This is a genomic window from Rubritepida flocculans DSM 14296, from assembly GCF_000425365.1.
GTDB classification, from domain to species: domain Bacteria; phylum Pseudomonadota; class Alphaproteobacteria; order Acetobacterales; family Acetobacteraceae; genus Roseococcus; species Roseococcus flocculans.
The window spans coordinates 39,661-65,098 of record NZ_AUDH01000010.1 but is presented as its reverse complement, the minus strand read 5'-3'; the positions used below and the strand labels follow the sequence as shown (position 1 = coordinate 65,098).

General features: G+C 74.2%; 30 protein-coding genes. 12 read left to right on the top strand and 18 right to left on the bottom strand.

Annotated elements, in window-relative coordinates; translation table 11 throughout:
* Positions 1-270 precede the first annotated feature (270 nt).
* From pnp to H596_RS21105, 4 genes are all read left to right on the top strand, one after another.
* Positions 271-2,463, top strand: a complete 2,193-nt coding sequence (pnp, locus tag H596_RS0110835; RefSeq protein ID WP_027284910.1) for a polyribonucleotide nucleotidyltransferase — start codon at positions 271-273, stop codon at positions 2,461-2,463.
* 89 nt (positions 2,464-2,552) lie between these two features.
* A complete protein-coding gene (locus tag H596_RS0110830) occupies positions 2,553-3,953 on the top strand; it encodes an NAD(P)H-dependent flavin oxidoreductase (protein ID WP_027284909.1) in 1,401 nt (466 codons plus the stop codon).
* A gap of 91 nt (positions 3,954-4,044) precedes the next feature.
* Positions 4,045-4,248, top strand: a complete 204-nt coding sequence (locus H596_RS0110825) for a YgaP family membrane protein (protein WP_037300941.1) — start codon at positions 4,045-4,047, stop codon at positions 4,246-4,248.
* 33 nt (positions 4,249-4,281) lie between these two features.
* Positions 4,282-4,659 carry an ArsR/SmtB family transcription factor gene (locus tag H596_RS21105; RefSeq protein WP_051212799.1) on the top strand — a complete coding sequence of 126 codons (378 nt, stop codon included), beginning with the start codon at positions 4,282-4,284 and terminating at the stop codon, positions 4,657-4,659.
* On the opposite strand, the gene H596_RS0110815 is transcribed toward H596_RS21105, so the two are convergent.
* The 3 genes from H596_RS0110815 to H596_RS0110805 are packed head-to-tail and all read right to left on the bottom strand — an operon-like array spanning position 4,618 to position 7,198.
* Positions 4,618-5,835: a CaiB/BaiF CoA transferase family protein gene (locus H596_RS0110815; protein ID WP_027284907.1), complete on the bottom strand. Its 1,218-nt coding sequence runs from the start codon at positions 5,833-5,835 to the stop codon at positions 4,618-4,620. The genes H596_RS21105 and H596_RS0110815 overlap by 42 nt on opposite strands.
* Positions 5,832-6,035 carry a hypothetical protein gene (locus H596_RS0110810; RefSeq protein WP_027284906.1) on the bottom strand — a complete coding sequence of 68 codons (204 nt, stop codon included), beginning with the start codon at positions 6,033-6,035 and terminating at the stop codon, positions 5,832-5,834. The genes H596_RS0110815 and H596_RS0110810 overlap by 4 nt, the downstream gene beginning before the upstream one ends.
* On the bottom strand, positions 6,032-7,198 hold the full coding sequence (locus tag H596_RS0110805; protein ID WP_027284905.1) for an acyl-CoA dehydrogenase family protein: 1,167 nt from the start codon (positions 7,196-7,198) through the stop codon (positions 6,032-6,034). Before H596_RS0110805 ends, H596_RS0110810 begins: the two co-directional genes overlap by 4 nt.
* A gap of 131 nt (positions 7,199-7,329) precedes the next feature.
* Between H596_RS0110805 and H596_RS0110800 the strand changes: the two genes are divergently transcribed.
* Both H596_RS0110800 and H596_RS0110795 read left to right on the top strand, forming a co-directional pair.
* Complete coding sequence (locus H596_RS0110800; RefSeq protein WP_027284904.1) at positions 7,330-7,524, top strand: hypothetical protein; 195 nt, start codon at positions 7,330-7,332, stop codon at positions 7,522-7,524.
* Positions 7,525-7,573: 49 nt separating this feature from the next.
* Positions 7,574-8,314: an IclR family transcriptional regulator gene (locus tag H596_RS0110795; protein ID WP_037300973.1), complete on the top strand. Its 741-nt coding sequence runs from the start codon at positions 7,574-7,576 to the stop codon at positions 8,312-8,314.
* 853 nt (positions 8,315-9,167) lie between these two features.
* On the opposite strand, the gene H596_RS0110775 is transcribed toward H596_RS0110795, so the two are convergent.
* From H596_RS0110775 to H596_RS0110755, 5 genes are read right to left on the bottom strand one after another with little or no spacing between them, the layout of a single operon-like run.
* On the bottom strand, positions 9,168-9,938 hold the full coding sequence (locus H596_RS0110775) for a substrate-binding domain-containing protein (RefSeq protein ID WP_027284902.1): 771 nt from the start codon (positions 9,936-9,938) through the stop codon (positions 9,168-9,170).
* A gap of 29 nt (positions 9,939-9,967) precedes the next feature.
* Positions 9,968-10,390 (bottom strand): thioredoxin TrxC, encoded by a 423-nt coding sequence (gene trxC, locus H596_RS21100; RefSeq protein ID WP_037300938.1) that lies wholly within the window; start codon positions 10,388-10,390, stop codon positions 9,968-9,970.
* 2 nt (positions 10,391-10,392) lie between these two features.
* The gene (locus tag H596_RS0110765; RefSeq protein WP_051212797.1) at positions 10,393-10,827 is read right to left on the bottom strand and encodes a DsrE family protein; all 435 of its coding nucleotides are present in this window, start codon (positions 10,825-10,827) and stop codon (positions 10,393-10,395) included.
* Positions 10,824-11,213: a DUF5368 domain-containing protein gene (locus tag H596_RS0110760; RefSeq protein ID WP_027284900.1), complete on the bottom strand. Its 390-nt coding sequence runs from the start codon at positions 11,211-11,213 to the stop codon at positions 10,824-10,826. The genes H596_RS0110765 and H596_RS0110760 overlap by 4 nt, the downstream gene beginning before the upstream one ends.
* A 15-nt stretch (positions 11,214-11,228) precedes the next feature.
* On the bottom strand, positions 11,229-12,500 hold the full coding sequence (locus tag H596_RS0110755; RefSeq protein ID WP_245583991.1) for an NAD(P)/FAD-dependent oxidoreductase: 1,272 nt from the start codon (positions 12,498-12,500) through the stop codon (positions 11,229-11,231).
* A gap of 286 nt (positions 12,501-12,786) precedes the next feature.
* Between H596_RS0110755 and H596_RS22910 the strand changes: the two genes are divergently transcribed.
* Positions 12,787-13,674, top strand: a complete 888-nt coding sequence (locus H596_RS22910; RefSeq protein WP_027284898.1) for a hypothetical protein — start codon at positions 12,787-12,789, stop codon at positions 13,672-13,674.
* Positions 13,675-13,773: 99 nt separating this feature from the next.
* On the opposite strand, the gene H596_RS0110745 is transcribed toward H596_RS22910, so the two are convergent.
* From H596_RS0110745 to gloB, 4 genes are read right to left on the bottom strand one after another with little or no spacing between them, the layout of a single operon-like run.
* Positions 13,774-14,379: an SAM-dependent methyltransferase gene (locus H596_RS0110745; protein WP_027284897.1), complete on the bottom strand. Its 606-nt coding sequence runs from the start codon at positions 14,377-14,379 to the stop codon at positions 13,774-13,776.
* Positions 14,376-14,825 carry a cupin domain-containing protein gene (locus H596_RS0110740; protein WP_027284896.1) on the bottom strand — a complete coding sequence of 150 codons (450 nt, stop codon included), beginning with the start codon at positions 14,823-14,825 and terminating at the stop codon, positions 14,376-14,378. Before H596_RS0110740 ends, H596_RS0110745 begins: the two co-directional genes overlap by 4 nt.
* Positions 14,826-14,832: 7 nt before the next feature.
* A complete protein-coding gene (locus H596_RS0110735) occupies positions 14,833-15,423 on the bottom strand; it encodes a glutathione S-transferase N-terminal domain-containing protein (RefSeq protein ID WP_027284895.1) in 591 nt (196 codons plus the stop codon).
* A gap of 11 nt (positions 15,424-15,434) precedes the next feature.
* A complete protein-coding gene (gene gloB / locus H596_RS0110730; protein ID WP_027284894.1) occupies positions 15,435-16,163 on the bottom strand; it encodes a hydroxyacylglutathione hydrolase in 729 nt (242 codons plus the stop codon).
* 42 nt (positions 16,164-16,205) lie between these two features.
* On the opposite strand from gloB, the gene H596_RS21090 reads away from it, so the two are divergent.
* Positions 16,206-16,943: a methyltransferase domain-containing protein gene (locus tag H596_RS21090; RefSeq protein ID WP_037300935.1), complete on the top strand. Its 738-nt coding sequence runs from the start codon at positions 16,206-16,208 to the stop codon at positions 16,941-16,943.
* Here H596_RS21090 and H596_RS0110720 read toward each other — a convergent pair.
* Together H596_RS0110720 and rsmI are read right to left on the bottom strand one after the other, a co-directional pair.
* Positions 16,918-17,241, bottom strand: a complete 324-nt coding sequence (locus H596_RS0110720; RefSeq protein ID WP_027284893.1) for a hypothetical protein — start codon at positions 17,239-17,241, stop codon at positions 16,918-16,920. The two genes, H596_RS21090 and H596_RS0110720, sit on opposite strands and share 26 nt — an antisense overlap.
* Entirely contained in the window at positions 17,238-18,179 is a 942-nt protein-coding gene (rsmI, locus tag H596_RS21085) for a 16S rRNA (cytidine(1402)-2'-O)-methyltransferase (protein WP_051212796.1), read from the bottom strand. The genes H596_RS0110720 and rsmI overlap by 4 nt, the downstream gene beginning before the upstream one ends.
* 8 nt (positions 18,180-18,187) lie before the next feature.
* Between rsmI and H596_RS0110710 the strand changes: the two genes are divergently transcribed.
* Both H596_RS0110710 and H596_RS0110705 read left to right on the top strand, forming a co-directional pair.
* Positions 18,188-19,294 (top strand): penicillin-binding protein activator, encoded by a 1,107-nt coding sequence (locus H596_RS0110710; RefSeq protein WP_051212794.1) that lies wholly within the window; start codon positions 18,188-18,190, stop codon positions 19,292-19,294.
* Between the two features lie 9 nt (positions 19,295-19,303).
* Entirely contained in the window at positions 19,304-20,665 is a 1,362-nt protein-coding gene (locus H596_RS0110705; RefSeq protein WP_027284891.1) for an ATP-binding protein, read from the top strand.
* Between the two features lie 88 nt (positions 20,666-20,753).
* On the opposite strand, the gene H596_RS0110700 is transcribed toward H596_RS0110705, so the two are convergent.
* From H596_RS0110700 to H596_RS0110685, 4 genes are all read right to left on the bottom strand, one after another.
* The gene (locus H596_RS0110700) at positions 20,754-21,206 is read right to left on the bottom strand and encodes a PaaI family thioesterase (RefSeq protein WP_037300932.1); all 453 of its coding nucleotides are present in this window, start codon (positions 21,204-21,206) and stop codon (positions 20,754-20,756) included.
* Between the two features lie 45 nt (positions 21,207-21,251).
* Positions 21,252-22,118, bottom strand: a complete 867-nt coding sequence (motA, locus tag H596_RS0110695; RefSeq protein WP_027284889.1) for a flagellar motor stator protein MotA — start codon at positions 22,116-22,118, stop codon at positions 21,252-21,254.
* Positions 22,115-23,149 (bottom strand): flagellar motor protein MotB, encoded by a 1,035-nt coding sequence (locus H596_RS0110690; RefSeq protein WP_456307599.1) that lies wholly within the window; start codon positions 23,147-23,149, stop codon positions 22,115-22,117. Before H596_RS0110690 ends, motA begins: the two co-directional genes overlap by 4 nt.
* 93 nt (positions 23,150-23,242) lie before the next feature.
* Positions 23,243-24,289, bottom strand: coding sequence for an A/G-specific adenine glycosylase (locus H596_RS0110685; RefSeq protein ID WP_037300963.1), 1,047 nt, complete (start codon positions 24,287-24,289; stop codon positions 23,243-23,245).
* A gap of 61 nt (positions 24,290-24,350) precedes the next feature.
* On the opposite strand from H596_RS0110685, the gene H596_RS0110680 reads away from it, so the two are divergent.
* Positions 24,351-24,782, top strand: a complete 432-nt coding sequence (locus H596_RS0110680; RefSeq protein WP_027284886.1) for a DUF721 domain-containing protein — start codon at positions 24,351-24,353, stop codon at positions 24,780-24,782.
* Positions 24,783-24,833: 51 nt separating this feature from the next.
* A complete protein-coding gene (locus tag H596_RS0110675) occupies positions 24,834-25,433 on the top strand; it encodes a DsbA family protein (RefSeq protein ID WP_027284885.1) in 600 nt (199 codons plus the stop codon).
* Positions 25,434-25,438 lie beyond the last annotated feature (5 nt).

The following is a 25,438-nucleotide window of genomic DNA, read 5'->3' as shown; positions in this document are numbered from 1 at the left end:
GTCCATAAGGCCGCAGGCGGCGACGGAGCCTTCCGGCGCGGCCCACCGCAGCGCGCGCGCGGCGGGTTGTCAGAGCCACAGAACCCTGGCGGATCGCGGGTCTGGCGGCGTTTCCGGCCACATGGCTTCGCCGCGGGCGCCCCGCCCCGGCCCCCATGTTCCCCGAGACGCCGAAAGCCTCCCCTCCCGCGGGGCGTTCCGCGTGCACCTGCCACCCTGTCGCGCCGCGTCCACCCATGCCCCGATCCGCGGGGCGAGACAGGACGACGCATGTTCGACAACTACTTCCGCAAGGACATCCCCTGGGGCGGCCAGGTTCTCACGCTCGAGACGGGCAAGATCGCCCGCCAGGCCGATGGCGCGGTGATGGCCCGGCTGGGCGACACCATCGTGCTCTGCACCGTGGTGGGCAGCCGCAGCGTGAAGCCGGGGCAGGACTTCTTCCCGCTCACCGTGAACTACCAGGAGAAGGCCTTCGCGGCCGGCAAGATTCCCGGCGGCTTCTTCAAGCGCGAGGGCCGGCCGAGCGAGGCGGAGACGCTGGTCTCCCGCCTCATCGACCGCCCCATCCGCCCGCTCTTCCCCGAGGGGTTCCGCAACGAGGTCCAGGTCATAGCGACCGTGCTCAGCCACGACCTGGAGAACGACCCCGACATCGTCGCCATGGTCGGCTGCTCGGCGGCGCTCACTCTCTCGGGCATCCCCTTCTTCGGCCCGGTGGGCGCGGCGCGCGTGGGCTATATCGACGGCGCCTATGTGCTGAACCCCACCCTCGCGCAGCGCAAGCTCTCGAAGCTCGACCTCGTGGTGGCCGGCACCGCCGAGGGCGTGCTGATGGTGGAGAGCGAGGCCTCCGAACTGTCGGAGGAGGTGATGCTCGGCGCGGTGGAGTTCGGCCACAAGAGCTTCCAGCCCGTGATCGAGGGCATCATCGCGCTGGCCGAGGTGGCGGCGAAGGAGCCCTGGCCCCTCGCCGAGGAGGATCCGGCGCAGGCCGCGCTCAAGGCCCGCATCGCCGAGCTCGGCCGCGCCCAGATGGCCGAGGCCTACCGCATCACCGAGAAGCTCGCGCGCCAGAAGGCGGTGGGCGAGGTGAAGAAGGCCGTTCTCGCCACGCTGGAGGCCGAGGGCGCCGACACCGCCGCCGCCAAGGGTCTGCTGAAGGAGTTGGAGGCGGAGGTGGTGCGCAACGCCATCCTCGACACCGGCATCCGCATCGACGGGCGCGACACGAAGACGGTGCGCCCCATCGTCGCCGAGGTCGGCGTGCTGCCGCGCGCGCACGGCTCGGCGCTGTTCACCCGCGGCGAGACCCAGGCGCTCTGCGTCGCCACGCTGGGCACGGGCCAGGACGAGCAGATCGTGGACGCGCTCACGGGCGAGTACCGTGAGGACTTCATGCTGCACTACAACTTCCCGCCCTACAGCGTGAACGAGACGGGCCGCATGGGCTCGCCCGGCCGGCGCGAGATCGGCCACGGCAAGCTCGCCTGGCGCGCCATCCATCCGGTGCTGCCGGAGAAGGAGAAGTTCCCCTACACGCTGCGCGTCGTCTCGGAGATCACGGAGTCCAACGGCTCCTCCTCCATGGCGACGGTGTGCGGCACCTCGCTCGCGCTGATGGATGCGGGCTGCCCTCTGGCGCGGCCGGTGGCGGGCATCGCCATGGGGCTGATCAAGGAGGAGCGGGGCTTCGCCGTGCTCTCCGACATCCTGGGCGACGAGGACCACCTCGGCGACATGGACTTCAAGGTGGCCGGCACCGAGGCGGGCGTGACCAGCCTGCAGATGGACATCAAGATCACCTCCATCACCTTCGACATCATGCGCACCGCGCTCGCGCAGGCGCGCGAGGGGCGGCTGCACATCCTGGGCGAGATGGCGAAGGCGATCAGCGGCGCGCGCACCGAGATGGCCGCCACCGCCCCGCGCATCACCGTCATCACCGTGCCCAAGGACAAGATCCGCGAGGTGATCGGCACCGGCGGCAAGGTGATCCGCGAGATCGTCGAGCAGACCGGCACGAAGATCGACATCGAGGACGACGGCACCATCAAGATCGCCGCCACCAGCACCGAGGCCACCCAGGCCGCCATCGACCGCATCCGCGGCATCGTGGCCGAGCCGGAGGTGGGCGTGATCTACACCGGCAAGGTGGTGAAGACCGCCGAGTTCGGCGCCTTCGTGAACTTCCTGGGCGCGCGGGACGGCCTCGTGCACATCAGCGAACTCGCCAATGACCGCGTGGCCAAGACCACCGACGTGGTGAAGGAAGGCGATGTGGTGAAGGTGAAGGTGCTGGGCTTCGACGACCGCGGGAAGGTGAAGCTGTCCATGCGCGTGGTGGACCAGGCCACGGGCGCGGACATCACCGACCAGGTGGGCGAGCGCCGGCCCCGCCCGCCGCGCGAGGAGGGCGAGGAGCGCCCCCGCCGCGAGCGCCGCGACCGGCGCGAGGACTGAGAAACTCCCGGGACCGCCCGGCGCGGGGTTGCGCCGGGCGGATTCATGATAACGTCACGAAAACCCTGACTGGCTGGGAAGAGCGTGCAGTGAAGGCGATCAACGCGATCCGCATGGGCGGCGTGGAAGTCCTCCCTCTCGTCGAGGGCGGCAAGGGCGTGGCCGTGAGCAACGGGCTCACCGCCGGCGCCTGGGCGGCCGCGGGCGGGGTGGGCACCTTCAGCGCGGTGAACGCGGACAGCTACGACGCCGAAGGCCGCACCATCCGCCAGACCTACAAGGGCACCACCCGGCGCGACCGGCACGAGGAGCTGGTGGCCTACGGCATCGCCGGCGGCATCGCCCAGGCGAAGGAAGCCCGCGAGGTGGGCGGGCCCAAGGCGCGCATCCACGCCAACATCCTCTGGGAGATGGGCGGGGCGGAGCGCGTGATCCGCGGCGTGCTGGAGGGGGCGAAGGGCCTCATCAACGGCATCACCTGCGGGGCGGGCATGCCCTATCGCCTGGCCGAGATCGCGCGCGACTTCGGCGTGCACTACTACCCCATCGTCTCCTCCGCCCGCGCCTTCAACGCGCTGTGGAAGCGCAGCTACCACAAGGCGCGGGAGTGGCTGGGCGGGGTGGTCTATGAGGATCCCTGGCTGGCGGGGGGGCACAACGGCCTGTCCAACAGCGAGGATCCGAAGAAGCCCGAACCCCCCTATGAGCGCGTGCGCAAGCTGCGCGAGCAGATGCGCGCCTTCGGCCTGGACGAGACGCCCATCATCATGGCCGGCGGCGTCTGGTGGCTGGAGGAGTGGGAGGACTGGATCGACAACCCCGAGCTCGGGCCCATCGCCTTCCAGTTCGGCACCCGCCCGCTGCTGACCAGGGAAAGCCCGATCAGCGACGCCTGGAAGAAGCGCCTGACCGAGCTCAAGCCCGGCGATGTGCTGCTGCAGCCCTTCTCGCCCACCGGCTTCTACTCCAGCGCGGTGAAGAACGCCTTCCTGCAGGAGCTGGAGGAGCGCAACGAGCGCCAGGTGGCCTACACCATGGAGCCGGTGGGGGAGCACACGGCCGAGTTCGGCGTGGGCCCGCGCAAGCGCATCGTCTGGCTCACCCCTGGCGACCGCGAGCGGGCGCTGGCCTGGGTGGCCCAGGGCTTCACCGAGGCGATGCGCACCCCCGATTCGACCCTGATCTTCGTCACGCCCGAAAAGTCGCGCGAAATCCTGAAGGACCAGATCGACTGCATGGGCTGCCTCTCCTCCTGCCGCTTCTCCAACTGGTCCCAGCACGGGCCGGACTATTCGAACGGCAAGAAGGCCGATCCGCGCAGCTTCTGCATCCAGAAGACGCTGCAGGACATCGCCCATGACGGCAGCCTGGAAAACAACCTGATGTTCGCGGGGCACAACGCCTACCGTTTCGCAACCGACCCCTTCTATTCGAACGGCTTCATCCCCACTGTCAGACAATTGGTGGACCGGATCATGACCGGCCGCTGACGGAAGGGACAGAAAACGCCGCTTCCCCTTTCCATCAGCGCAGGCGAATATAGGGCGGGCGCCTGGCCCGTCCTGGATGGAGAGAATCAGCATGTTCGCAACCAATGTCGGCGGCCTCGATCGCGTGCTGCGCATCGCCGTGGGGCTTCTGCTCATCGTCGCCGCCCTGGCGGGCTGGATCGGCGTCTGGGGTTGGATCGGGGTGCTGCCGCTGGCCACCGGGCTGCTGCGCACCTGCCCGGCCTATTCCCTGCTGGGCGTGAACACATGCCCCGCCGATTCGAAACGCGCCTGACACGGGAGCATTCCCATGCTACCTGCGCCCGCCATGGACGTTTCGGTTCCGACCCAGACCCTCGCCCTGCCCCCCGAGATGGAGGAGCGCGCCGGCGAGGCCGCCCAGCTCCTCCGCCTTCTGGCCAATGAGCGGCGGCTGCTGCTGCTCTGCCATCTGATCACGGAGGGGGAGGTGACGGTGGGGCGGCTGGCGGAGATGGTGGGGCTCTCCCAGCCCGCCATCTCGCAGCACCTCGCCAAGCTGCGGGCGGATGGGCTGGTGGCGACGCGCCGCGCCGCCACCTCCATCCATTACCGCGTGGCGGACCCGCGGGTGGAGCGGCTGCTGATCACGCTGCGCGACATCTTCTGCCCGCCTGAGGAGATGCTAGCCCCCGGGCAGCAGAAGGCCGCCTTCTGCGACCAGTGAGGCGATCTCCGCCTCGCTGAAGCCGGCTTCCTCCAGCACGGCGCGCCCGTCCTGCCCATGGGCGGGCGCGGGGCCCTCCACGCGCCCCGGCGTGCGCGAGAACCAGGCGGGCATGCCGGGGAAGCGCATCCGCCCGTGCCGCGTCTCCTGCTCGATGAAGAAGCCGGTGGCGGCGAGGTGCGGGTCGCGCAGCAGGCCCTCGGTGTCGTTCACCGGGGCGGCGGGGATGCCGGCGCGCGCGAAGCCCTCCAGCCATTCGGCGGTGGTGCGGGTCGTCAGCGTCTCGGCCACATGGCCGTAGCACTCGTCCACATGCTGCGAGCGGCCCTTGAAGCTCGCGAAGCGCGGGTCCTTCGCCCAGTCCGGATGGCCGGCGAGGTCGAGGAAGGCGCGCCACTGCTTGTCGGTGTACACCAGCGCCGCGATCCAGCCATCCTTCGTGCGGTAGGGCCGGCGCTGGGGCGAGGCGGCGCGCGGATAGACGGGCGGGCCGCGCGGCGGGTCGAACAGCGCGCCGTTGATGTGGTCGGTCAGCACGAAATTCGCCATGGTCTCGAACATGCCGACCTCGATCTCCTGCCCCTCGCCGGTGCGGGCGCGGTGCAGCAGCGCCATCAGGATCGCGTAGAGCACGGTGAGGCCCGAGACCTTGTCCGCCACCAGCGTGCCTGAATAGGACGGGGCGCCCTGCATCCGCGCCTGGATGCCGGCCATGCCGCTGATCGCCTGGATGATGTCGTCATAGGCGGCCCAGGGCGCATAGGGCCCGCGGCGCGAGAAGCCATAGACATTCGCATAGACGATGCGCGGGTTGGCCGCGCCCACCTCGGCATAGGTGAGGCCGAGCCGCGCGATGGCCTCCGCGCGCATGGAGTGGATGAACACGTCCGCCCCTTCGGCGAGGCGCAGCAGCGCCGCGCGCGCCGCGGGCTTCTTCAGGTCGAGCGCGATGCCGCGCTTGCCGCGGTTGAGGTTGAGGAACATCGCGCCCTCGCGCGGGGCGGCCAGCAGGGGCACCTCGCGCGTCGTGTCGCCCTCGGGGCCCTCCACCTTGATCACCTCGGCGCCGTGGTCGGCCAGGATTTGCGTGCAGAAGGGGCCCATCAGCACCTGGGTGAGGTCGAGAACCTTGAGCCCGGCCAGCGCGCCGAAGCCGCGTCCTTGTGTCCCGGTCATGGGGCGTGCTCCCTGAAGTGGCGTTCCGGCCCCTCGCGCGCGGCGGGGGCGGCGATGGCGATGAGGCGGGCCAGCCGGGCCAGCACCGCCGCGCCATGGGGGCAGGCCGAGGGCCGGAGCGCGAGGCCCGCGTTGCGGTGCGCGAAGCGGTGCAGCGCCGCGCGCGCCGCGGGCGTCTTCAGGTCGAGCGCCCCGATCAATAGGATTTCGGCTGGCCGAGCACGCGCTCGGCGATGTGCGAGAGGATGAGTTCGCGCGAGACCGGCGCGATGCGCGGGATCAGGCTTTCGCGCAGGTAGCGCTCCACATGGTATTCCTGCGCGTAGCCCATGCCGCCATGGGTCATCACCGCCGTCTCGGCCGCGCGGAAGCCGGCCTCGGCGGCGAGGTATTTCGCCGCATTCGCCTCCGCGCCGCATTCCTTTCCGGCGTCGTAGAGGCTCGCGGCCTTCCAGACCATGAGTTCGGCGGCCTCCAGCTCCGCCCAGTTGCGCGCCAGCGGGTGCTGGATGGCCTGGTTCTGCCCGATGGGCCGGCCGAAGACCCGGCGTTCCTTCGCATAGGCCGCAGCCCGGCGCAGGGCGGCGCGGCCGATTCCCACCGCCTCGGCGGCGATGAGGATGCGCTCGGGGTTCATGCCGTGCAGGATGTATCGGAAGCCCTGGCCCTCCTCGCCGATGCGGTCCTCGAGGGGGATTTCGAAGCCGTCGAAGAAGACCATGTTCGAGTCCACCGCGTGGCGGCCCATCTTCTCGATCAGGCGCACCTCCACCCTCGCGCGGTCGATCTCCGTGTAGAAGAGGCTGAGGCCCTCGGTCTTGCGCCGGACCTGCTCGAGCGGCGTGGTGCGCGCGAGCAGCAGCATCCTGTTCGCCACCTGCGCGGTGGAGATCCACATCTTCTGGCCGTGGACCACGTAGCGGTCGCCGCGGCGCTCCGCGCGCGTCTTGAGCTCCGTGGTGTTGAGGCCGACATCGGGCTCGGTCACCGCGAAGCAGGGCTTGTCGCGCCCGGCGACGAGGGGCGGCAGGAAGCGGCGCTTCTGCGCCTCCGTGCCGAACACCACCACCGGGTTCAGGCCGAAGATGTTCATGTGCAGCGCCGAGGCGCCGGACATGCAGGCGCCCGAGGCGGCGATGGTCTCCATCATCAGCGCCGCCTCGAGGATGCCGAGGCCCGCGCCGCCGTATTCCACCGGCATGGCGATGCCGAGCCAGCCGCCCGCGGCCATGGCGGCGTGGAACGCGTGCGGGAAGGCGGCCTCGCGGTCCCGCGCCAGCCAGTATTCGTCGGGGAAATCCGCGCAGATGCGCGCGATCTGCTCGCGGATCGCCGCCTGTTCGGGCGTGAGGGTGAAATCCATCGGCGCTTCCTTCCGCGCGAGGATGCGGCGCGTGCGGTTCCGCGTCAACGCGGAGGCTTGACGCGGGCGTTCGCAAATCCATACGCTGTTCGTATATGCGAACGCTGCCGGCAGAGGTGGGGGAGGAACCCATGCTCCATCGACCGCCGCCGCGGCGCCGCGCGCTGCTGGCCGCCACGCTGCGCGAGGAGGCCGTGGCGGCGCGGCAGCGCCGGGCCGGCTTCCTGCCCTTCACGCGGACGCCCGCGCTGTCCGCCGGCGACATCCGCGCCCAGCGCGCCGCCGGGGGCGCGTTCCTGCGCGTCGCGGGCGCCGAGCGGGGCTGAGATGCAGGGCGGCGGCGTCCCGCGCGCAGGCCCGCGCGCGGTCCCGCGGGTGCTGGACATCCTGGGCCGCCTCGCCACCGCGCCGCAGGGCCTCTCGCTCGCCGCCCTCGCCGCCGTGACCGGCGCGCCCAAGACCAGCCTGCTCGGCCTGCTGCGCGGCCTCGCCGCCGAGGGCCATGCCGAGCAGCGCGACGGGCTGTGGCGTCTGGGGCCGGAGGCCGTGGGCCTCGCGCGCGCCATCCTCGCCGCGGCGGGCGATGGCGATCTCGCCGCCACCGCGCGGCCGGTGCTGGAGCGCCTGGCGGAGCAGGCGGGCGAGACGGCGATGCTCGCCGTGCTCGCGCCCGACCGGCGCGCGATGATCTACGCCGACAAGGTGGAGAGCCGCACCGCGCTGCGCTTCGCCGCCACGGTGGGCGATGCGCGGCCCATCCACTGCACCGCCTCGGGCCGCGTGATGCTCGCCTTCATGCCCCCGCCCTGGCCGGAGGAGTTCCTCCGCGGCGCGCGCCTTCCCGCGCACAGCCCCGCGAGCGTGACCGACCGCCGCAGGCTGCGCCGGCTGGTGGCCGAGACCCGCGCGCAGGGCTACGCCGTGACGCTGGGCGAGGCCACGGAAGGGGTCGCGGGCGTCGCCGCCCCGGTCTTCGACGCGCGCGGCGCGGTGGTGGCGGCGCTGATGCTGGCCGGGCCCATTCCGCGCGTCGCGCCGCGCCTTGCCGCCCTCTCCCGCCGCGTGCGCGAGGCGGCGCGGGAGGTCTCGCGCCGCCTCGGCCACCGCCCCGGCTGAACCGCGAAGGAGCGCCCATGCCGGGGGCAGCCGCTGGGCAACGCCTGCTCGCGCTCGGCATGATGATCGGCCGGTCGCGGCTGCGCTTCCCGAAGCCCGTCTTTCGCCGCGACGCGTGATTGGCAGGCGCGAGAAGCGCTCCCGCCCCGACTCCGGGGTGGTCGGGTTCGGGCGCGAATGCCTTCACCAGCGCGGCGAGGTGGTGGCCGTCTGCCCGCGCATGGCGCTGATGCCCAAGCGGGGGCGCCCGATGCGGAGCGGGCCCTTCGTGCCCGCCGACAGCGAGCGCAAACCGCCCGCACCACCTCGGCCGCGGCGCATGCGCTGACGCTCGACCTAGAGGACCGCGTGCTGCCCGCGAACATGCCCGCGGCGCCGAAGGCGGCGCGCGCGCTCTGCCTCGTCGCCGCCGCGGCCGCGGGCGCTGCGGGCGCGCGGCGGCTGGAAGGAAAGATGCTGGATGGGCCGCATCTGCGCCTCGCGCCGCGGCCGCCGGGGCAAGAGGAGAGGCAGCCGCGCTGAAGGCGCTGAGGCGCTTGTCGTTCCGGCAGGGCGCCGCGCGCGTGCGATCAGTCCGGCGGGACCGCCGGCCGTATCGGAACGCCCCCCGCCGCGCTTCCGCGCAAAGGCCTCATGATACGGTCGGCATGAGATGCCGACCGTATCGCGCGCAGGGTTGGCGTGGCGGCTGCGCGCGAAAACAAGGCCATACCAGCGGCCGCACCGCCTGCTCAGGAGTCGAAATCAGCGGCCGCTGGTATGATACGGACGGCCGAGCGACCGAGATCGTCGCGTCCGCCGGGTTGGCGGGCGGCATGTGCTGCCGCCCGCATCATGCCGCGTGCGCGGCCGCTCAGGCCTGCCAGCCGAAGCGGCGGAAGGCCGCCGCGCCCTCGGGCCCGGCGAGGAAGGCGTCGAAGCGCCGCACCTCCTCGCGCGCCGCGCCGCGGCGCGTCAGCACCGACCCGGCGGCGCGCCAGATGCGGAAGGGCTCCTCGATCTCCACGATGTCGGCGTAGTTGGGGGCGGCGATCTGCCAGTGGTTCCAGACGAGCCAGACATCGTAGGCGTCGGGCTTCTCGCGCCACTCGCGCTGGGCCGCGCCGGTGTTGGGCGCCACCATCACGATGCGCTCGCGCATCGCGCGCAGCAGGGCGATGTCCCCGGTGCGGCCGGCCACATCCTCCCACAGCGCCATCTGGCCGGCGCCGCCGGTGGCGAGGATGCGCGCCTCGGCGGGCGGGCGGGAGAGCAGGTCGCGCAGCCCGGTGTAGCCGCGCGGATTGCCCCGGCGGACCAGCAGCGCCGAGGGGCGCAGGAACAGGGTGCGGCGGGTGGCCGGGTCCACCGCCTCGCGCCAGCGCGCCACGAACTCGTCCATCATGTACTCGGCGCCGGAGAAGAGCAGATCGGCCTCGGCGGGCACGCGGTCGGCCCATTGCGGGGTGGGGCCGGAGACGATCTCGACGGCCACGCCCGTGGCGGTGCGGAAGGCGGTGGCGGCGGCGTTCATCGCCGGGGCGGGCCCGCCCGGGCCGAAGCAGCGGATGGGCGCCGCCTGGGCCCGGAGCGTTCCGGGCAGCGCAAGGAGCGGCAGGGCGAGCAGGGCGCGACGAGGGGTCATGCGGTCTCCTTCAGGCTGCGTGGAAAGGGTCAGAGATGGGCCTCGGCCCATGCGGCGATCTGGCGGGCGGGCATCGCACCCGCCTGGCGCGCCACCTCCCGCCCGCCCTTGAACAGGACGAGCAGCGGGATGCCGGTGACGCCGAGCTCGGCCGCCACATCCGGCGCCTCCTCGGTCGAGAGCTTGGCGAGGCGCAGCCGGGGTTCCAGCAGCTTCGCCGCCGCCTCGAACTGCGGGGCCATGGCGCGGCAGGGGCCGCACCAGGAGGCCCAGAAATCCACCAGCAGCGGGATGTCGTTCTTCGCCCGGTGGTGGCGGAAGCGCGCGGCGTCCAGCGCCACGGGCTTGCCCTCGAACAGCGCGGCGTGGCAGGCGCCGCAGCGCGGCCCCTCGCCGAGCCGCGCCTCGGGCACCCGGTTCACCGCGTCGCAATGCGGGCAGACGAGGTGCATGGTCAGAAGGGCAGCACGCGCGTCGCCGCCACCAGCATGCGCCGGGCCATGTCGGGCGGCGCGGCGGGGCGCACCCCCTCGATCAGCGCCTCGGGCCCCACCCCCGCATTGGGCAGGTAGAGGGCGCAGACCTCGGCGCGCACGCCCGCCTGGACGAGGTTGCGGAACATCTGCGCGGGGCTCGCGTTGATCGGCCGGAGCGGCTCGCCCGCCGGGGCGTCGCGCCGCGCCAGATCCCCGGCCGCGCCGCAGAGCATCACCTCCACCGTGACACCCTGCTGGCGCATCTGGTTGAGCAGCACGAAGGCCATGCCCTGCACCTGCGGATCGGCCGAGGTGACGAGGGCGAGGACGCGCGGCGGCGCATCCGCCCGCGCGACGGGGGAGAAGGCGAGGCCCATCGCCAGGGCCAGCGCCGCGAGGGAACGGGTGATCATGCGCGCAGCTCCTTTCCGGTCGTCGCCGCCCGCGCCTCGCGTTCCGGCGCGCGCGAGAACAGCCCCATCACCGCATAGGCCCCCACCGCGCTGCCGATCAGCCCCGCGACGAAGATGCCCACCACCAGCAGCCAGTCCACCGGCCCGCCGAGATCGGCGAAGCGCGAATAGGTCACGGCCTGCATGATCAGCACGGCGGCCACGCCGCCCGCGACGCCGATGGCCTCGGCCCAGACGAGGCGGCGGGCCACCACCCCGCGGTCGCGCAGCAGCACGAAGACGAAGGCGATGGTGGCCGCCGCCGCCAGCAGGAGGAGCGGCCACAGCGTCCAGCCCAGCATCTCCTGGAACACGGCGAGCAGGGTTGCGATGTCGAGATCCTTCATGGCCTTTCCTCCCTCTCAGGCGCGGCCGCGCAGCATGGCGAGGTAGGTCGGCTTCAGCCCCACCACCTTCATCATCCAGGTGATCCAGAGCTCCTCCAGCGGCGCGATGACGCCGGGGAAGGAGGGCGTGAGATTGTCCTGGTAGTCGAACTCCACCAGCAGCGCCCGCCCCACGCGGGTGATCAGCGGGCAGGAGGTGTAGCCCTCATAGCGTTCGGCGCTGCTGCGGCCCTCGATGCTGGCGACGAGGTGATCCACCGCCACCGGCACCTGCCACTTCACGCTGGCGGCCGTCTTGCCCTTGGGCACGCCCGCGATGTCGCCCACGCAGAACACCTCGGGGAAGACGACGTGGCGCAGCGTGCCGCGGTCCACCTCCGCCCAGCCCTCGGCCCGCCAGGGGCCCGTGCGCCAGGCGAGGGGCGAGTTGCGCACGACCGCGGGCGCGCGCATCGGCGGCACCACGTTGATGAAGTCGTAGGGCTGCTCGCGCTCGCCCTGCGGCGTGCGGAAGGTGGCGATGCGCCGGTCGAGGTCGATGCGCGTGAGCACATGCTCGTGGTTCACGGGGATGCCGCGCTGCTGGTAGAGCATGCGCACCTTCTCGGCCACGATGGGCACGGAGAAGAGCGCGCGGTTGTGCGCGTGGTAGATCAGCTCCGCGCGCGAGCGGTTGCCGCGGCGCGAGAGCGCGTCCTCGGTCAGGAAGGCGTATTTCAGCGGGGCGCCCGCGCATTTCATCTCGGTGGCCGGGCGGTGGAAGACGCCGATGCCGCCGCGATCCGCGAACTGGGACATGGCGCGCCAGGTGGCCTCGGCCTGGGCGGGGCCGGCATAGATGCTGCCCATGCCGTTCTGGCCGATGCGGCTCACGTCCATCCCCTCGATGCCCTCGTAGTGGAGCTCGAGGCCGGTGGCCACGATCAGGAAGTCGTAGGAGAGGCGCCGCCCCGCGTCGGTGGTGACGGTCTTCGCCACCGGGTCGATCTCGGCGGCGGATTCCTCGATGAGGTTCAGGCCGGAGGAGAGGTATTCCCGCGTGGTGGAGAGCACGTAGTCGCGCGGCTTGATGCCGGCGGCGACGAGCGTGAAGCCTGGCTGGTAGAGATGCTCCCGCCGCTTGTCGAGCAGCGTGATCTCCGCGCCCTCGAGCCGGTGCACGAGGCGGTTGGCGGCGGCGAGACCGGCCGCCCCGGCGCCGATGATGAGGATCTTCGCGCGCGTGCGCACCGCCGCCCGGGGCGCGTCGCCCGCTCCCAGCGCCAGCAGCGCGCCTGCCCCCGCCAAAACTCCGCGCCGCCCGAGCGCTGTCCAAGATTGCCGCACCGCTTGGTCTCCTCGCCTGGAGCAAAGCCTCTCATTCCGGGAGAGATATATGCTCACTGCCTTAGATAAGCGGCGCATTTAATACAGGCCGGCCGGCCACGCAAATGATCCGGCGCAAACCGGGCCTGTCATGGCAGCGGTCGCCGTGGCGGACCCCCTGTGGGTGCCGCACGGCGCTGGCTGGTATGAAGGCGCCCCCATCTCATCCTCTCGTTGACCCGGGCGGCGCGGCCCGCATGATGGGGCGGTGCGCCGCCCCCGCCTCCTGCCCGCCCTGCTCGCCCTGCTGCTGACGGGGCTCGACGCGCCCGCGCGCGGCCAGCCGGCCGAGCCGCCGGAGATCGAGCAGCTCAAGCGCGAGCTCACCCAGGGTTGCCTCGCCCGCTCCGGCCAGCCGCCGGTGTTCGGGCCGGATTTCCTGCGCCGGGCCAATCTCTCGCCCGATGGCGTGCCCGATCTCGTGGTGGATGTGGCGGGGGTGAACTGCCTCGGCGCGGCGGGCGCCTTCTGCCGCGGCGCGGCCTGCCCGGTGCAGGTCTTCGTCAGCGTGCCGGGGGGCTATCGGCGCGTCTTCGACGGCTTCGTGGAGGGCGTGGCGATCCGCCCCGGCCCGGAGCGGGATGTGGTGGTGCTGGGCAACCGGGCCATGGCCTGGGACGGCAACCGCTTCGTGCAGGTGGCGATGCCGCCCGGCCCGCCGCCATCCCCGCCGCAGCATGGCGGGGCGGGGGCGGCGCTGGCCGCGCCCGGCGCCTGGCGGTTGGAGGCGCAGGGGCGGGCCACCGCCGCGGGCGAGGGGCCCGGGCAGCTCCGCCGCCTCGCCCTGTTCTGCGACGGGCCGCTCAACCCCATCGTCGAGGCGGAGTTCCGCTCGCCCATGCCCGCCCGGGTCGAGATCGCCTTCGAGGCGGGCGGCCAGCGCCTCGCCGCCACCTTCCTGCGCCACACCCCGCTCGAGCCCGTCTGGCGCGCCGACGCCCAGGGCGCGCCCGAGATCGCGCGGCTGCTGGCGGGCGGGGCGGGGGCGGTGGAGATCGCCCTGGACGGCTTCCCCCAGGGCGCGATGGGGCTCGAGGGCGCGGCGGCGGCCATCCGCGCCGCGCTCTCGCGCTGCCTGCGCCTGCCCGCGCGGTGAGGATGGTTCCCGCGCGGTGGTGTTCCACCCGCGCGGCCGCCCCGCCGACCCCGCGCTGATTTCCCTCCGCGCGGCCGCCCCGCCAACCCCGCGCGGGGATCAGGGCCTGCGCCAGACGCCCCGCACCACCTCGGCCAGGCCCTGGTGGCGCGGGCCCTCGTCGAGGCGCACGGCGCCCTCCGTCACCTCCATCACCTCGAGCGGCGCGAAGAGGGATTCGGCGATGGCGCGGCTCCACAGCAGCTCGGGCAGCTTGGGCCCGCCGCTGCGCCGCCCCTCCTGCGCGGGCGAGAAGCATTCCAGCACCAGAAGCCCGCCCGGGCGCAGGGCGCGCAGGCAGCCGGCGGCGGCGGCGGCGCGCTCGGCAGGCGGCAGGTGCAGGTAGATCCAGGCGATGAGGTCGAAGGCCGCTTCCGGGTAGTCCCAGGCGGCGGCGTCCGCCACCCGCGCGTCCAGCGCCACGCCGCGCCGCGCCGCCAGCGCCCGCGCCTTCTCCACCCCGACGGGCGACCAGTCGATGGTCGTGACCGAAAGGCCGAGCCCGGCGAGGAAGACGCCATTGCGCCCCTCGCCATCGCCCACGCACAGCGCGCGGCCGCCGGGCGGGAGGCGCCAGGACTGGGCGCGCAGATAGTCGTTCGGCGCTTCGCCGAACTGGAAATCGCCGCTCGCGTAGCGCTCGTCCCAGGCGAGGCTCGTGCTCATGCCGCCTCTCCCGGCGCCCAGCCTGGCGGCGCCATCTCGAAGCCCCTGAACTCGAAGGCGGGGGAGACGGTGCAGCCCACCAGCGTCCAGCGCCCGAGCGTCTCCGCCGCCTGCCACCAGCCCGGGGGGACGATTCGGAAAGGCGCCTGGCCCGCCCCGAGATCGGGGCCGAGGAGCCGCCGCTCCGCCGCGCCCTGCTCCGGGGCGAGGTCGAGCGCCAGCGGCGCCCCGGCATACCAGTGCCAGGCCTCGGCCGCGTCCACCCGGTGCCAGTGGCTGCGCTCGCCGGCGGCGAGCAGGAAATAGATGGCCGTGCCCGCCCCGCGCCCGCCGCCCGGCGGAGCGTCGCGCCAGATTTCGCGGAAATGCCCGCCCTCCGGGTGCGGGGCGAGGCCGAGGGCGGCGATCACCGCCGCCGCCTCCAGCGCGGGGTCGGCCAGGTTCATCGCGGCCTCACCCCTGCGGCATGGTGTCCGCGAAGATGCGGTTGCCGAGCTGGGCCTCGTAGAAGGCCGCGAGCTTGCTGCGCCCGCCGCGCCAGTCCTCCTGGCCGAAGCGGAAGTCGAGGTAGCCGAGCGCGCAGACCACGCCGAGCTTGCCGATGTCGAGCGGGCCCGAAAGCTCGCCCGCTTCCAGGGCGTCCAGGGCGCGGGTGATGGCGGCCTTCTGGCGCGCGTCGTATTTCTGGCGCCCCTCGTCCTGCGGGAACTGCGAGGAGAGGCGCCGGCCCACCGCCGCGTCGAGGATGCCATCGGCCAGCGCGGCCATGGCGAGCGCCTTCCAGCGCGCCGGGCCGGGGGCGGGGAAGAGCTTGGGCCCCGTGCCGATGTGGTCGAGGTATTCGCAGATGATCGGGCTGTCGTTCAGCGCGAGCCCCTCGTCCGTCACCAGCGAGGGCACCTTGGAGAGCGGGTTGTCGGCCAGCAGGTGATCGGGGCTGAGATGCGGGTTGGAGGGCACCCGCTCGACCGGCAGCCCGTGGTGCAGCGCCACCGCCACGCATTTGCGGACATAGGGGCTGGCGGCGGAATAGTGGATTCGCATGGCGTTCCTCCTCAGCGGAAACTGTCCTTCGCCGCGCGGCGGGCGGCAAGCTCCGCCACGTCCTTCGCGCGCAGGAAGGGGTTGATCGCGCGCTCGAGGGCGATGGTGGTGGGCACCGTGGGCAGGCCGCGCGCGCGCAGCGCCTCGGCTTCTTCCGCGAAGGCGGCGATGGCGGCGTTCGCGGGCTCGACATGGCGGGCGAAGCGCAGGTTCGCGAGGGTGTATTCGTGCCCGCAGCACACGCGCGTCTCGGGCGGCAGGGCGCCGAGCGCGGCGAGGGAGGCGAACATCTCCTCCGCCGTGCCCTCCAGCAGCCGCCCGCAGCCCGCGGCGAACAGGGTGTCGCCGCAGAGCACGGCCGGGCCGTCGGGGAAATGCCAGGCGATGTGCCCGCGCGTGTGGCCGGGGCTGTCGAGGATCGCCGCCTCGCTCTCGCCGAGCGCGAAGCGATCGCCCGGCTTCAAGGCGAGGTCGAGCGGCGGCAGCCGGTGCGCGTCCGCCGCCGCGCCGGCGATCCTCGCGCCGAAGCGCGCCGCGAGTTCGGGGATGCCCGCGATGTGGTCGCCGTGATGGTGGGTGATGAGCAGCCAGTCGAGCCGCCCGCCCCGCGCCTCGATGAAGGCGGCGACCGGCGCGGCTTCCGCGGCGTCGGCCACGGCGGTCATGCCCGTCGCCGCGTCGCGCAGGAACCAGGCGTAGTTGTCCTGCAGGATGGGGATGGGCTCGATGGCGAGCGGCATGGCGGCCTCCCTCGGCGACGTGGCGCGGCCTATATCCCGCGCATGAGCGGAGAGGTCCACGCCCTGCCGGAGTTCTACGCCAGCCCGCCGGGCCAGGCGGCGGCGCGGCTGCTGGGCCAGCGCATCGCCGCGCTCTGGCCGGACTGCACGGGGCTCGATCTGCTCGGCCTCGGCTGGGCCGCGCCCTACATGGGGCTCTGGGCCGGGCAGCGCGGCCGGCGCATCGCGCTGGTGCCGGCGAGCTTCGGCCCCACACCCGGCTGCGCCCTGACCGACGACCACGAGCTGCCCCTGCCCGACCGCAGCCTGGACCGCATCCTGCTCGTGCACGGGCTGGAGGCGAGCGAACGCGCCCGCCCCCTGCTGCGCGAATGCTGGCGCGTGCTGCGCGACGATGGGCGGCTGCTGGTGGTGGCGCCGAACCGGCTGGGCTGCTGGGCGCTGTTCGACCACACCCCCTTCGGCCAGGGCCGCCCCTATTCGCGCGGGCAGTTGCAGCGGCTGCTGGAGGCGCAGCTCTTCCACGTGCTGCGGTGCGAGGCGGCGCTCTTCGTGCCGCCCTTTCCCTGGCGCTTCGCCCTGCGCGGGGCGGGGCTGTGGGAGCGCTGCGGGCGGCGCTTCGCCCGCCGCCTCGGCGGGGTCACGCTGATCGAGGCCGAGAAGGACATGTTCGCCGCCCTGCCCGCGGGGGCGGTGGCGCTCGGCCGGCGCGTGGTGCAGGCGGCGCCCGCGCGCTACGCGGCGCTGTCGGAGGTCAGAGAAACCGCCCCGGGTCGGTGATCCATTCCTCGCGCTCCCAGGCCAGGAAGCCGCGCGTCACCCGCGCCGCGCCGTAGAGCCAGACGAGGATGAGCAGCGGCTCCGCCACGCCCACCGGCATGGCGGCCAGCGCGGCCAGCGCGCCCGCCAGCACCATCCAGAAGCTGCGCACCGCATAGGCGTGCTGGGTGGCCCAGAGCGTGCCGCGCGCCGGCCCCCAGCGATGCGCGAGCACCCCGCCCGCGAGCCAGGGCAGCCCGAGCGCGAGCCCCGCCCCGAAGAGGATGTTCACCCAGAGGATGCGCCGGCGCGGCGTCATTCCGGAGGTCGTTCCCCGGCCCGCGGCGTCGCGGCGCGGCCGCCGGCCGCATCCTCCGCCAGCTCCAGCGCCCGGGCATAGACGCGCTTGCGGGGCAGCCCGGTGGCGGCGGCCACGCTCGCCGCCGCGTCGCGCAGCGAGAGGCTGTCCATGGCCCGGCGCAGCAGCGCGTCCAGCGCCTCGCCCTCGGCGGGCGGCGGGGGAGGGGCCGGGCCGATGCACAGCACCAGCTCGCCGCGCGCCTCATGCGCCGCGTAATGCGCGGCCAGCGCGCCCAGGGGGCCGCGCCGCACCTCCTCGAAACGCTTGGTCAGCTCCCGCGCCACCGCGGCGGGCCGCTCGGCCCCGAGCCCCTCGGCGAGGGCGGCGAGGCTGGCGGCGAGCCGGTGCGGCGCCTCGTAGAAGACCAGCGTGGCGGAAAGCCCCGCCCTCTCGAGCCCCGCCAGGCGCGCGATCTCGGCCGCCCGCGCCGCCTCCTTCGCCGGGAGGAAGCCCTGGAACAGGAAAGGATGCGGCGGCAGCCCCGAGAGGGTGAGGGCGGCCAGCGCCGCGCTCGGGCCCGGGATGGCCGTCACCGGCAGCCCCGCCGCGATCGCCGCGCGCACCAGCCGGAAGCCGGGGTCGGAGAGCAGCGGCGTGCCGGCGTCGCTGACCAGGGCGAAGCGGGCGCCCTGGCGCATCCGCTCGACGAGGCGCGGGGCGAGCTCCGCCTCGTTGTGGTCGTGCAGGGCGATCATCGTCACCGAGATGCCCTGCCGCGCGAGCAGCTTCCCGGTTACCCTGCTGTCCTCGCACAGCACCGCCTCCGCCGATTCGAGGGCGGCGGCGGCGCGCGGGGAGAGATCGCCCATGTTGCCGATGGGCGTGGCGACGAGCGTGAGCCCGCCCCCGGCGAAGGGGGCGGGGGAAGGGAGGTCGGATGCGGTGTCGGATTCCATCCTGGTGCGTGCTCGCGGCCCTGTTCCTTCCGCTGATCGGCTGCGCCCCGCAAGAGCCGCGCCGCCCCTTCCCCGCGCCGACGCGCCCCGCCGCGGCCATGCCGGTGGCGCCCCCGGCGGCGGCGCCCGCCCCCGTCACCGCCCGGGTGGGGCTGCTGCTGCCGCTCTCGGGCAGCAACGCCCCGCTCGGCCAGGCCATGCTGCAGGCGGCGGAACTCGCCCTCTACGACCAGGGCGACCGCGGCATCGCCTTCCTGCCCCGCGACACGCGCGGCACCCCCGCGGGGGCAGAGGCGGCGGCGCGCGCGGCGGCGGCGGAAGGCGCGCGGGCGCTGGCCGGGCCCCTCACGCTGGGCGAGACGGCGGCGGTGGCGCGCGCGACGGCGCTTCCTGTCTTCGCCTTCACCTCCGACGAGACCCAGGCCTCGGCCCAGGTCTGGGTGCTCGGCGTCACGCCCGCGCAGATGGTCCGGCGCGTGATGCAGGCGATGGGCGAGCAGGGGGTGCGGCGCTTCGGCCTGGTCGCGGCCGATGACGCCTTCGGCCAGCGCCTCGCCGCCGCCATGCGCGCCACCGCCTCGCTGGCGGGCTGGCCCGCGCCGGCGATCCATCTGGCGGGCCGGGGCGGGGATGTCGGCGCCGCGGCCGAGGCGATGCGCGCGGGCGAGGCGCAGGCGGTGCTGATCGGCCATGCCGGGGAGGCGGCCCGCGGCGTCGCGCAGGCGTTGGCCGCGCTGCCCGCCCCGCCGCGCCTGCTCGGCACCACGCTCTGGGCCGCCGAGCCCGGGCTCGGCAATGAGCCCGCCCTGGCCGGCGCCCTGTTCCCCGGCCCCGATCCGGCGGGGCGCGACCGCTTCGACCGCCACTACGCCGCCGCCTTCGAGGGCCGCCCGCCCCGGCTGGCCGGCGCCGCCTATGACGCGGCCGCCCTGGCCGCGCGCACGGCGCGCGAGGGCAGGCCGCCCATCGGCATGGCCTTCCTCGGCGCGGATGGGCCGGTGCGGCTGCTCGAGGGCGGGCAGGTGCAGCGGGGCTTGGCCCTGTTCGCGCTGCGCCCGGGGGGGGAACCCATGCTGGTGCAGCCCGCCCCGGTGCCTGGCCCGGCGGGGAGCTGATCCGCCCGCATGGTCACCCTCCCGCGCCTGCTCGCGGTCGCGGCGCTGCTCGCCGGGGCGCCGGGGGCGGCGCTGCTGCTGCTGATGGCGCTGGGCGAGCTCGCGCCGCTGCCGGGGCTGCTCGCGCTGCTGGGCTGCGCGGCGGCGGCGGGGGTGCTCGGCTGGCTGTGGCTGTCCAGCCTTGCGCGGCTGTCTGATTCGCTGCGCCGCGCCGCCACCGAGCAGGGCCCCTTCAGCGCGCCCCTGCCCGTGCCCGGCCTGCCCGGCCTGCGCGAGATCGAGGAGGGGCTCGCGCGGCTCACCCGCTCGCTGCAGGCGCGCGCCGAACTGGTCGGGCAGCTCCGCGCCGCCGACGAGGCGATCGTCGAGGCCTTGCCCGATCCGCTGCTGGTGCTCGGCCCCGACCGCGCCCTGCTGCGCGCCAACCGGGCGGCGCGGCGGCTGTTCGGCGTGGGCACGGGGCAGAGCATGCTGCTCGCCCTGCTGCGCCATCCGCTGATGGCCGCGGCGCTGGACCGCGCCCTGGCCGAGGGCGCGCCGCAGGAGCTCGACCTCACCCTCCCCGCCGCGGTCACGCGGGAGCTGACGGCGCAGGTGCTCTCCATGAACCCGCCGCTCGCCGATGGCGGGCGGATCGTCGTGGTGCTGACCGACCGCACCGCCGCCCGGGCGGTGGAGCGCATGCGGGTGGATTTCGTCGCCAACGCCTCGCACGAGCTGCGCACGCCGCTCGCCTCCATCATCGGGCTGATCGAGACGCTGCGCGGCCCTGCCGCCGACGACCCGGCGGCGCAGCAGCGCTTCCTCGCCATCATGGCCGAGCAGTCCGAGCGCATGCGCCGGCTGGTGGACGATCTGCTCGGCCTGTCGCGGGTGGAGGCGAGCGAGCATCTGCCGCCCGCGGGCGTCGCCGATGTGGCGGGGCTGCTGCGCGCCGAGGCGGCGGCGATGGAGCCGCTCTTCGCCCGGCGCGGCGTGGCGCTGCGCCTCTCTCTCTCCGAGGCGCTGCCCCCGGCCGCCCCGGCCGACGCCGACCAGATCGCCCAGGTGGCGCGCAACCTGCTGGACAATGCGCTGCGCCACGCGCGCGCCGAGGTGACGCTCTGCGCCGTCCCGCAGGACCAGGGCGGGCGGCCGGGGCTCGTCTTCGCGGTGCGCGACGACGGGCCCGGCATCGCGCCCGAGCACATCCCCCGCCTGACCGAGCGCTTCTACCGCGTGGACCGCGGGCGCGCCCGCAGCGAGGGCAACACGGGGCTCGGCCTCGCCATCGTCAAGCACATCCTCAACCGCCACCGCGGGCAGCTTCTGATCGAGAGCACGCCGGGCGAGGGCGCCTGCTTCCGCGTCTGGCTGCCGGCGGGGCGCTAGACCATCATCCGATGTCGCGGATCATGCTCCAGCCCTTGCCGAGAGGGCGATCCACCGCCGCGGCGCTTCCGCCTTCGCGGATCGCGCTCTAGCCCGGCGCCTCCGCCACGGGCACGCCCTCGGGCGTGTGGCTGCCGCTGCGGTAGCGGTGGGTGGAGGCGCCGAAGGCGATCAGCGCGCCCGCCTCGTCGCGCACCTCGCCGCGCGCGAAGAACACGTTGCGCCCGGCGGTGACCAGCCTGCCCTCGGCGATCAGCGGCACGCCGAGCCGCGCCTGGCCGGTGAAGCGCGTGTCGAGGTCGAGCGTCACCGCGTGCCGCCGCCGCCCGGGATGCGGGCAATGCAGCCCCGCGAAGGCGTTGGCCTGGTCGAGCAGCGCGAGCATCACCCCGCCATGGACGATGCCCGAGCGGTTGGCGTGCATGGGCCCCGGCGTGCAGAGCAGCCGGGCGAAGCCCTCCTCCCACAGCACGACGCGGATGCCGAGCAGCTCATGGAAGGGCGAGCGCGCCTGGGCGCGCTGGAAGTCGGGCAGCTCCATGCCGCGCCGGTGCCCCGGCCCCCGCCCGCCGTCAAGCCGCGGGCGTCAGGCGATGCTGAGTTCCTGCAGCGCGGCGTCGAGTTCCTGGAAGCTCGGCATGTGCTGGGAGGGGGCGACCTTGCGCCCCGCCTCGACCGAGACCTGCGGCGCGTTGCCGTGCAGATGCGCGACGATGACGGCGCGGATCACCTCGTAATAGGCGCTCTCCTCCTCCACCACGCCCTTCAGCCGCGCGGCGAGCGGCCCCATCAGCCCGTAGGCGAGCAGCACGCCGAGGAAGGTGCCCACCAGCGCGCCGCCGATCATCTTGCCGAGAACCGCGGGAGGCTGGTCGATTGAGCCCATGGTCTTGATCACGCCGAGCACGGCGGCGACGATGCCGAGCGCGGGCAGCGCATCCGCGATGGACTGCATGGCGTGCGAGGGGTGGAGCTCCTCCTCCTTGATCTTCTTCAGCTCCCGCGCCATCGCGTCCTCGATCTGGTGCGGATCGTCGGCGTTCATGCCCACCATGCGCAGATAGTCGCAGATCAGCACCGTGGCGTGGTGGTCGGCGAGGATCTTCGGGTATTTCTGGAAGGCCGCGCTTTCCTCGGGCTTCTCGATGTGCGGCTCCAGCGCCATCGCGCCCTTGGTCTGCGCGAGGCGGACGAAGAAGTAGAGCAGCGAGAGCAGATCCGTGTAGTCCTGCTGCTTGAAGCGCCCGCCCTTGAGGATCTTCCCGAAGCCCGCGAGCGTGTGCTTCACGTCGTGCATCGAGTTCGCCATCAGGAAGGCGCCGATGGCCGCGCCGCCGATCATCATCATCTCGAAGGGCAGGGCCCCGATGATGATGCCGAACTTGCCCCCGGCGATCACGTAGCCGCCGAAGACCATCGCGAGCAGGAAGACGAAGCCGAGGATGGAGGTCATCGGGGCAGCGGCGCCTCGCGCAGCAGCGTGATGGCCACGCGCCGGTTGGCGGCGGCCTGGGGCTGGCCGGGCAGCAGCGGCTCGCGGTCGGCCATGCCGGTCACGCCGCGCAGGCGGGATTCCGCCACGCCCGCCTCCGTCAGCAGGCGGCGCGCGGCGTTGGCGCGCTCGGCCGACAGCTCCCAGTTCGTGCGGCCGGCGCCGCGGAAGGGCGCGCTGTCGGTGTGGCCGGTGATGGTCAGCGGGTTCTGCAGCCCCGCGGTGCTGCGCGCGATCTGGCGGATGGCCTGGCGCACGCGCTCGGTGGGCTGGCTGCCGCCGGTCGCGAACATCGGCGTGCCGTCGCTCTCCAGAAGCTGGATGCGCAGCCCCTCGGGGACGATCTCCACCAGGATGTGGCGGGCGATCTCCGCAAGCTGCGGGTCGCCCAGGAAGGCGGCGCGCAGCGTGTCGGCGGCCTCCTCCAGCCGCTGCTGCTCGCGCTCGGCGGCCTCGATCAGCCGCGCGCGCTCGGCCGCCTCGGCGGCGCTGGGGGGCAGGGGGGGCGGAAGCTCCCGCGCCTCATGGGCGGCCTGTTCGCCGGCGGCCTGATCGCCGGCCTGGGCCTCGCCCGTCGCCATGCTTCCGCCCTCCGCGACGCGGCGGGGCGGCGCGGCGTCCTCCTCGCCCGGGGGGGCGTTGGGGTTGGGCTGGCTGGCGACGGGGGGCTCCACCTCCTCATCCTCGGATTCGGACTGGGTGGGGCGCGGGCCGCGTTCCAGGCGGATCGCGCCCGTGTCCGAGACCATCTGGCCCACGCTGTGCGGCGTGCGCCCGCCGAAGGGCTGGGCGAGGCCCGACTGGCCGGTGGCCATGGCATTGGAGGGGTTGAAGAAATCCGCAAGGCCGCGGCGCTGTTCCTCCGTGGTGGCGTTGAGCAGCCACATCAGCAGGAAGAAGGCCATCATGGCGGTCACGAAATCGGCGTAGGCGACCTTCCAGGCGCCGCCATGGTGGCCATGGCCGCCTTCCTCGATCCTCTTGAGGACGATCGTGCCGCCCTGATCCTTGCCCCGCCTGGCCAAGCCCGTGCCCCGTCCGTGCGCCGCGGCCTTCTGCCGCGCGCGCAGCCTCGCAGCCCTGGCTTAAGCGCCCGTGAATCCCGCGCCGGGGCCGAGCAGGCGCAGCAGCTTGCGCATGGCGGCGGGCAGGGCGGGGGCCGCCTCCCGGGCGGGCAACGACTCCATCCCCGGCGGCAGGCGGGGGGTTGCGCCGGCATAGAGCCGCAGGCGCAGCTCCCGGTGCGTGAGGATGTGCCGCGCCGCGCCGGGCAGGGGCCGCCAGTTGACCCCCGGCAGCGGGGCGTGGGCCATCGCCTCGGCCTCCTCCCAGGGGCGGGCGCGCCAGGGCGTGCCGGGCAGGCCGAGCATCCCGCCCAGCAGCCCGCCCTCGGGCCGGCGCTCCAGCAGCAGCCGCCCGGCGCCGTCGGTCAGCGCGAAATGCACCCCGTGGAGGGCGGCGCGCGGCGGTTTCGGCGCCTTGCGCGGCAGCGCGGCCGCCATCCCCGCCGCATGGCCCCGGCATGGGGCGCGCCAGGGGCAGAGGGCGCAGGCCGGGGCCCGGGGCGTGCAGAGCGTGGCGCCCAGGTCGAACAGCGCCTGGGCGAAATCCCCGGGCCGGGCGCGCATGGCGGGCTGCGCCGCGAAGCCCTCCGCCAGCGCCGCCAGCGCGCGGCGCGCGCCGGGCAGGGGCGCCTCGACGGCGAAGAGCCGGGCCATGACGCGCTCCACATTGCCGTCCACCGGCACCACGGGCTCGTCATGGGCGATGGCGGCGATGGCCGCGGCGGTGTAGGGGCCGATGCCGGGCAGGGCGCGCCAGCCCGCGGCGTCGCGCGGCATGCCGCCCGCCGCGATGGCGCGCGCCGCCCGGTGCAGGTGGCGCGCGCGCGCATAGTAGCCGAGGCCCGCCCATTCCTCGGCCAGTTCCGCCCACTCCGCCCGCGCCAGCGCCGCGGCATCGGGAAAGCGCGCGAGGAAGCGGGCGTAGCGCGGCCCCACCGCGGCCACGGTGGTCTGCTGCAGCATGACCTCGCTGACCCAGATGCGGTATGGGTCGCGGCTGCCGCGCCAGGGCAGGGACCGTGCGTGGCGGTCGTACCAGGCGAGCAGGGCTTCGGCGGGGGGGTGCATGGCGGGCAGCAGGAAAGGGCAAGCGCCGGCGCTGTCCAGCCCCGAGCCGCCCCGCCGCGGCGTGCAGGAACTGGGCGCGATCATCCCGCGCCTCGCCCGGCCCGCCTTCCGCCGCCGCAGCCCCGCCGCCGCGCAGATCATGGCCGACTGGGCGGAGATGCTCGGCCCCCGCCTTGCGCCGCTGGCCGAGCCGGTGAAGCTCGCGCGCGGCACGCTCACCCTCGCCTGCACGGGGCCGGCGGCGATGGAGCTCGGCCTCTGCGCCCCGGTGCTGATCGAGCGGATCAACGCGCATCTGGGCCGGGCGGCGGTGCAGCGCCTCGCCTTCGTCCAGCGCGCCCCGCGGGCCGCGCCGCCGGCCCGCCCCATGGCCCCGCCGCCGGAGCGCCCCCTGCCCGCGCCGCTGGCCGAGCGCCTCGCCGCCCTGCCGGAGGGCGAGCTGAAGGCCGCGCTGGCGCGGCTCGCCGCGCGGCTGCCGGGCGAGCGGGATTGAGGGGGCGCGGCGGGGCCGGGTAAACTCCCCGCAACCGGAAAGGAGCCTCCCATGATCCTCTCGCGCCGCACGCTCGGCCTCGCCGCCGCCGCCCTGCCGCTGGCCGCGCCGGCCCTGGCGCAGGATGGGCGGCTCGGCCCGCGCGGCGTCGGTCAGGCCTCCGCGCCCGTGGTGGTGACGGAGTTCTTCTCCCTCACCTGCGGGCATTGCGCGAACTTCCACAACAATGTCTGGCCGCGCGTGAGGCGCGAGCTGGTCGAAACGGGCCGCATCCGCCTCGTCTGGCGGGATTTCCCGCTGGACGGGGTGGCGCTGCTGGCCGCCGCCGTGGCGCGCGCCATGCCCGAGGACCGCTACGAGCCCTTCCTCTCCACCCTGTTCCAGACCCAGGATCGCTGGGCCTTCGCCCAGGGCCGCCAGCGCGAGGAGCTGCAGCGCCTCGCCGCGCTGGCCGGCATGGACGCGCGCAGCTTCGACGCGGTGGCGGCCGACCAGGAGTTCCACCGCGGCATCCTCCAGCAGCGGCTGGAGGCGGAGCAGCGCTGGCAGATCCGCGCCACCCCCTCCTTCCTGTTCAACTCGCGCCTGCACACCGGCGGGCTGCCCTTCGAGCAGTTCGAGCGCATGGTGCGCGAAGCCCCGCGCGCCTGAGGCGG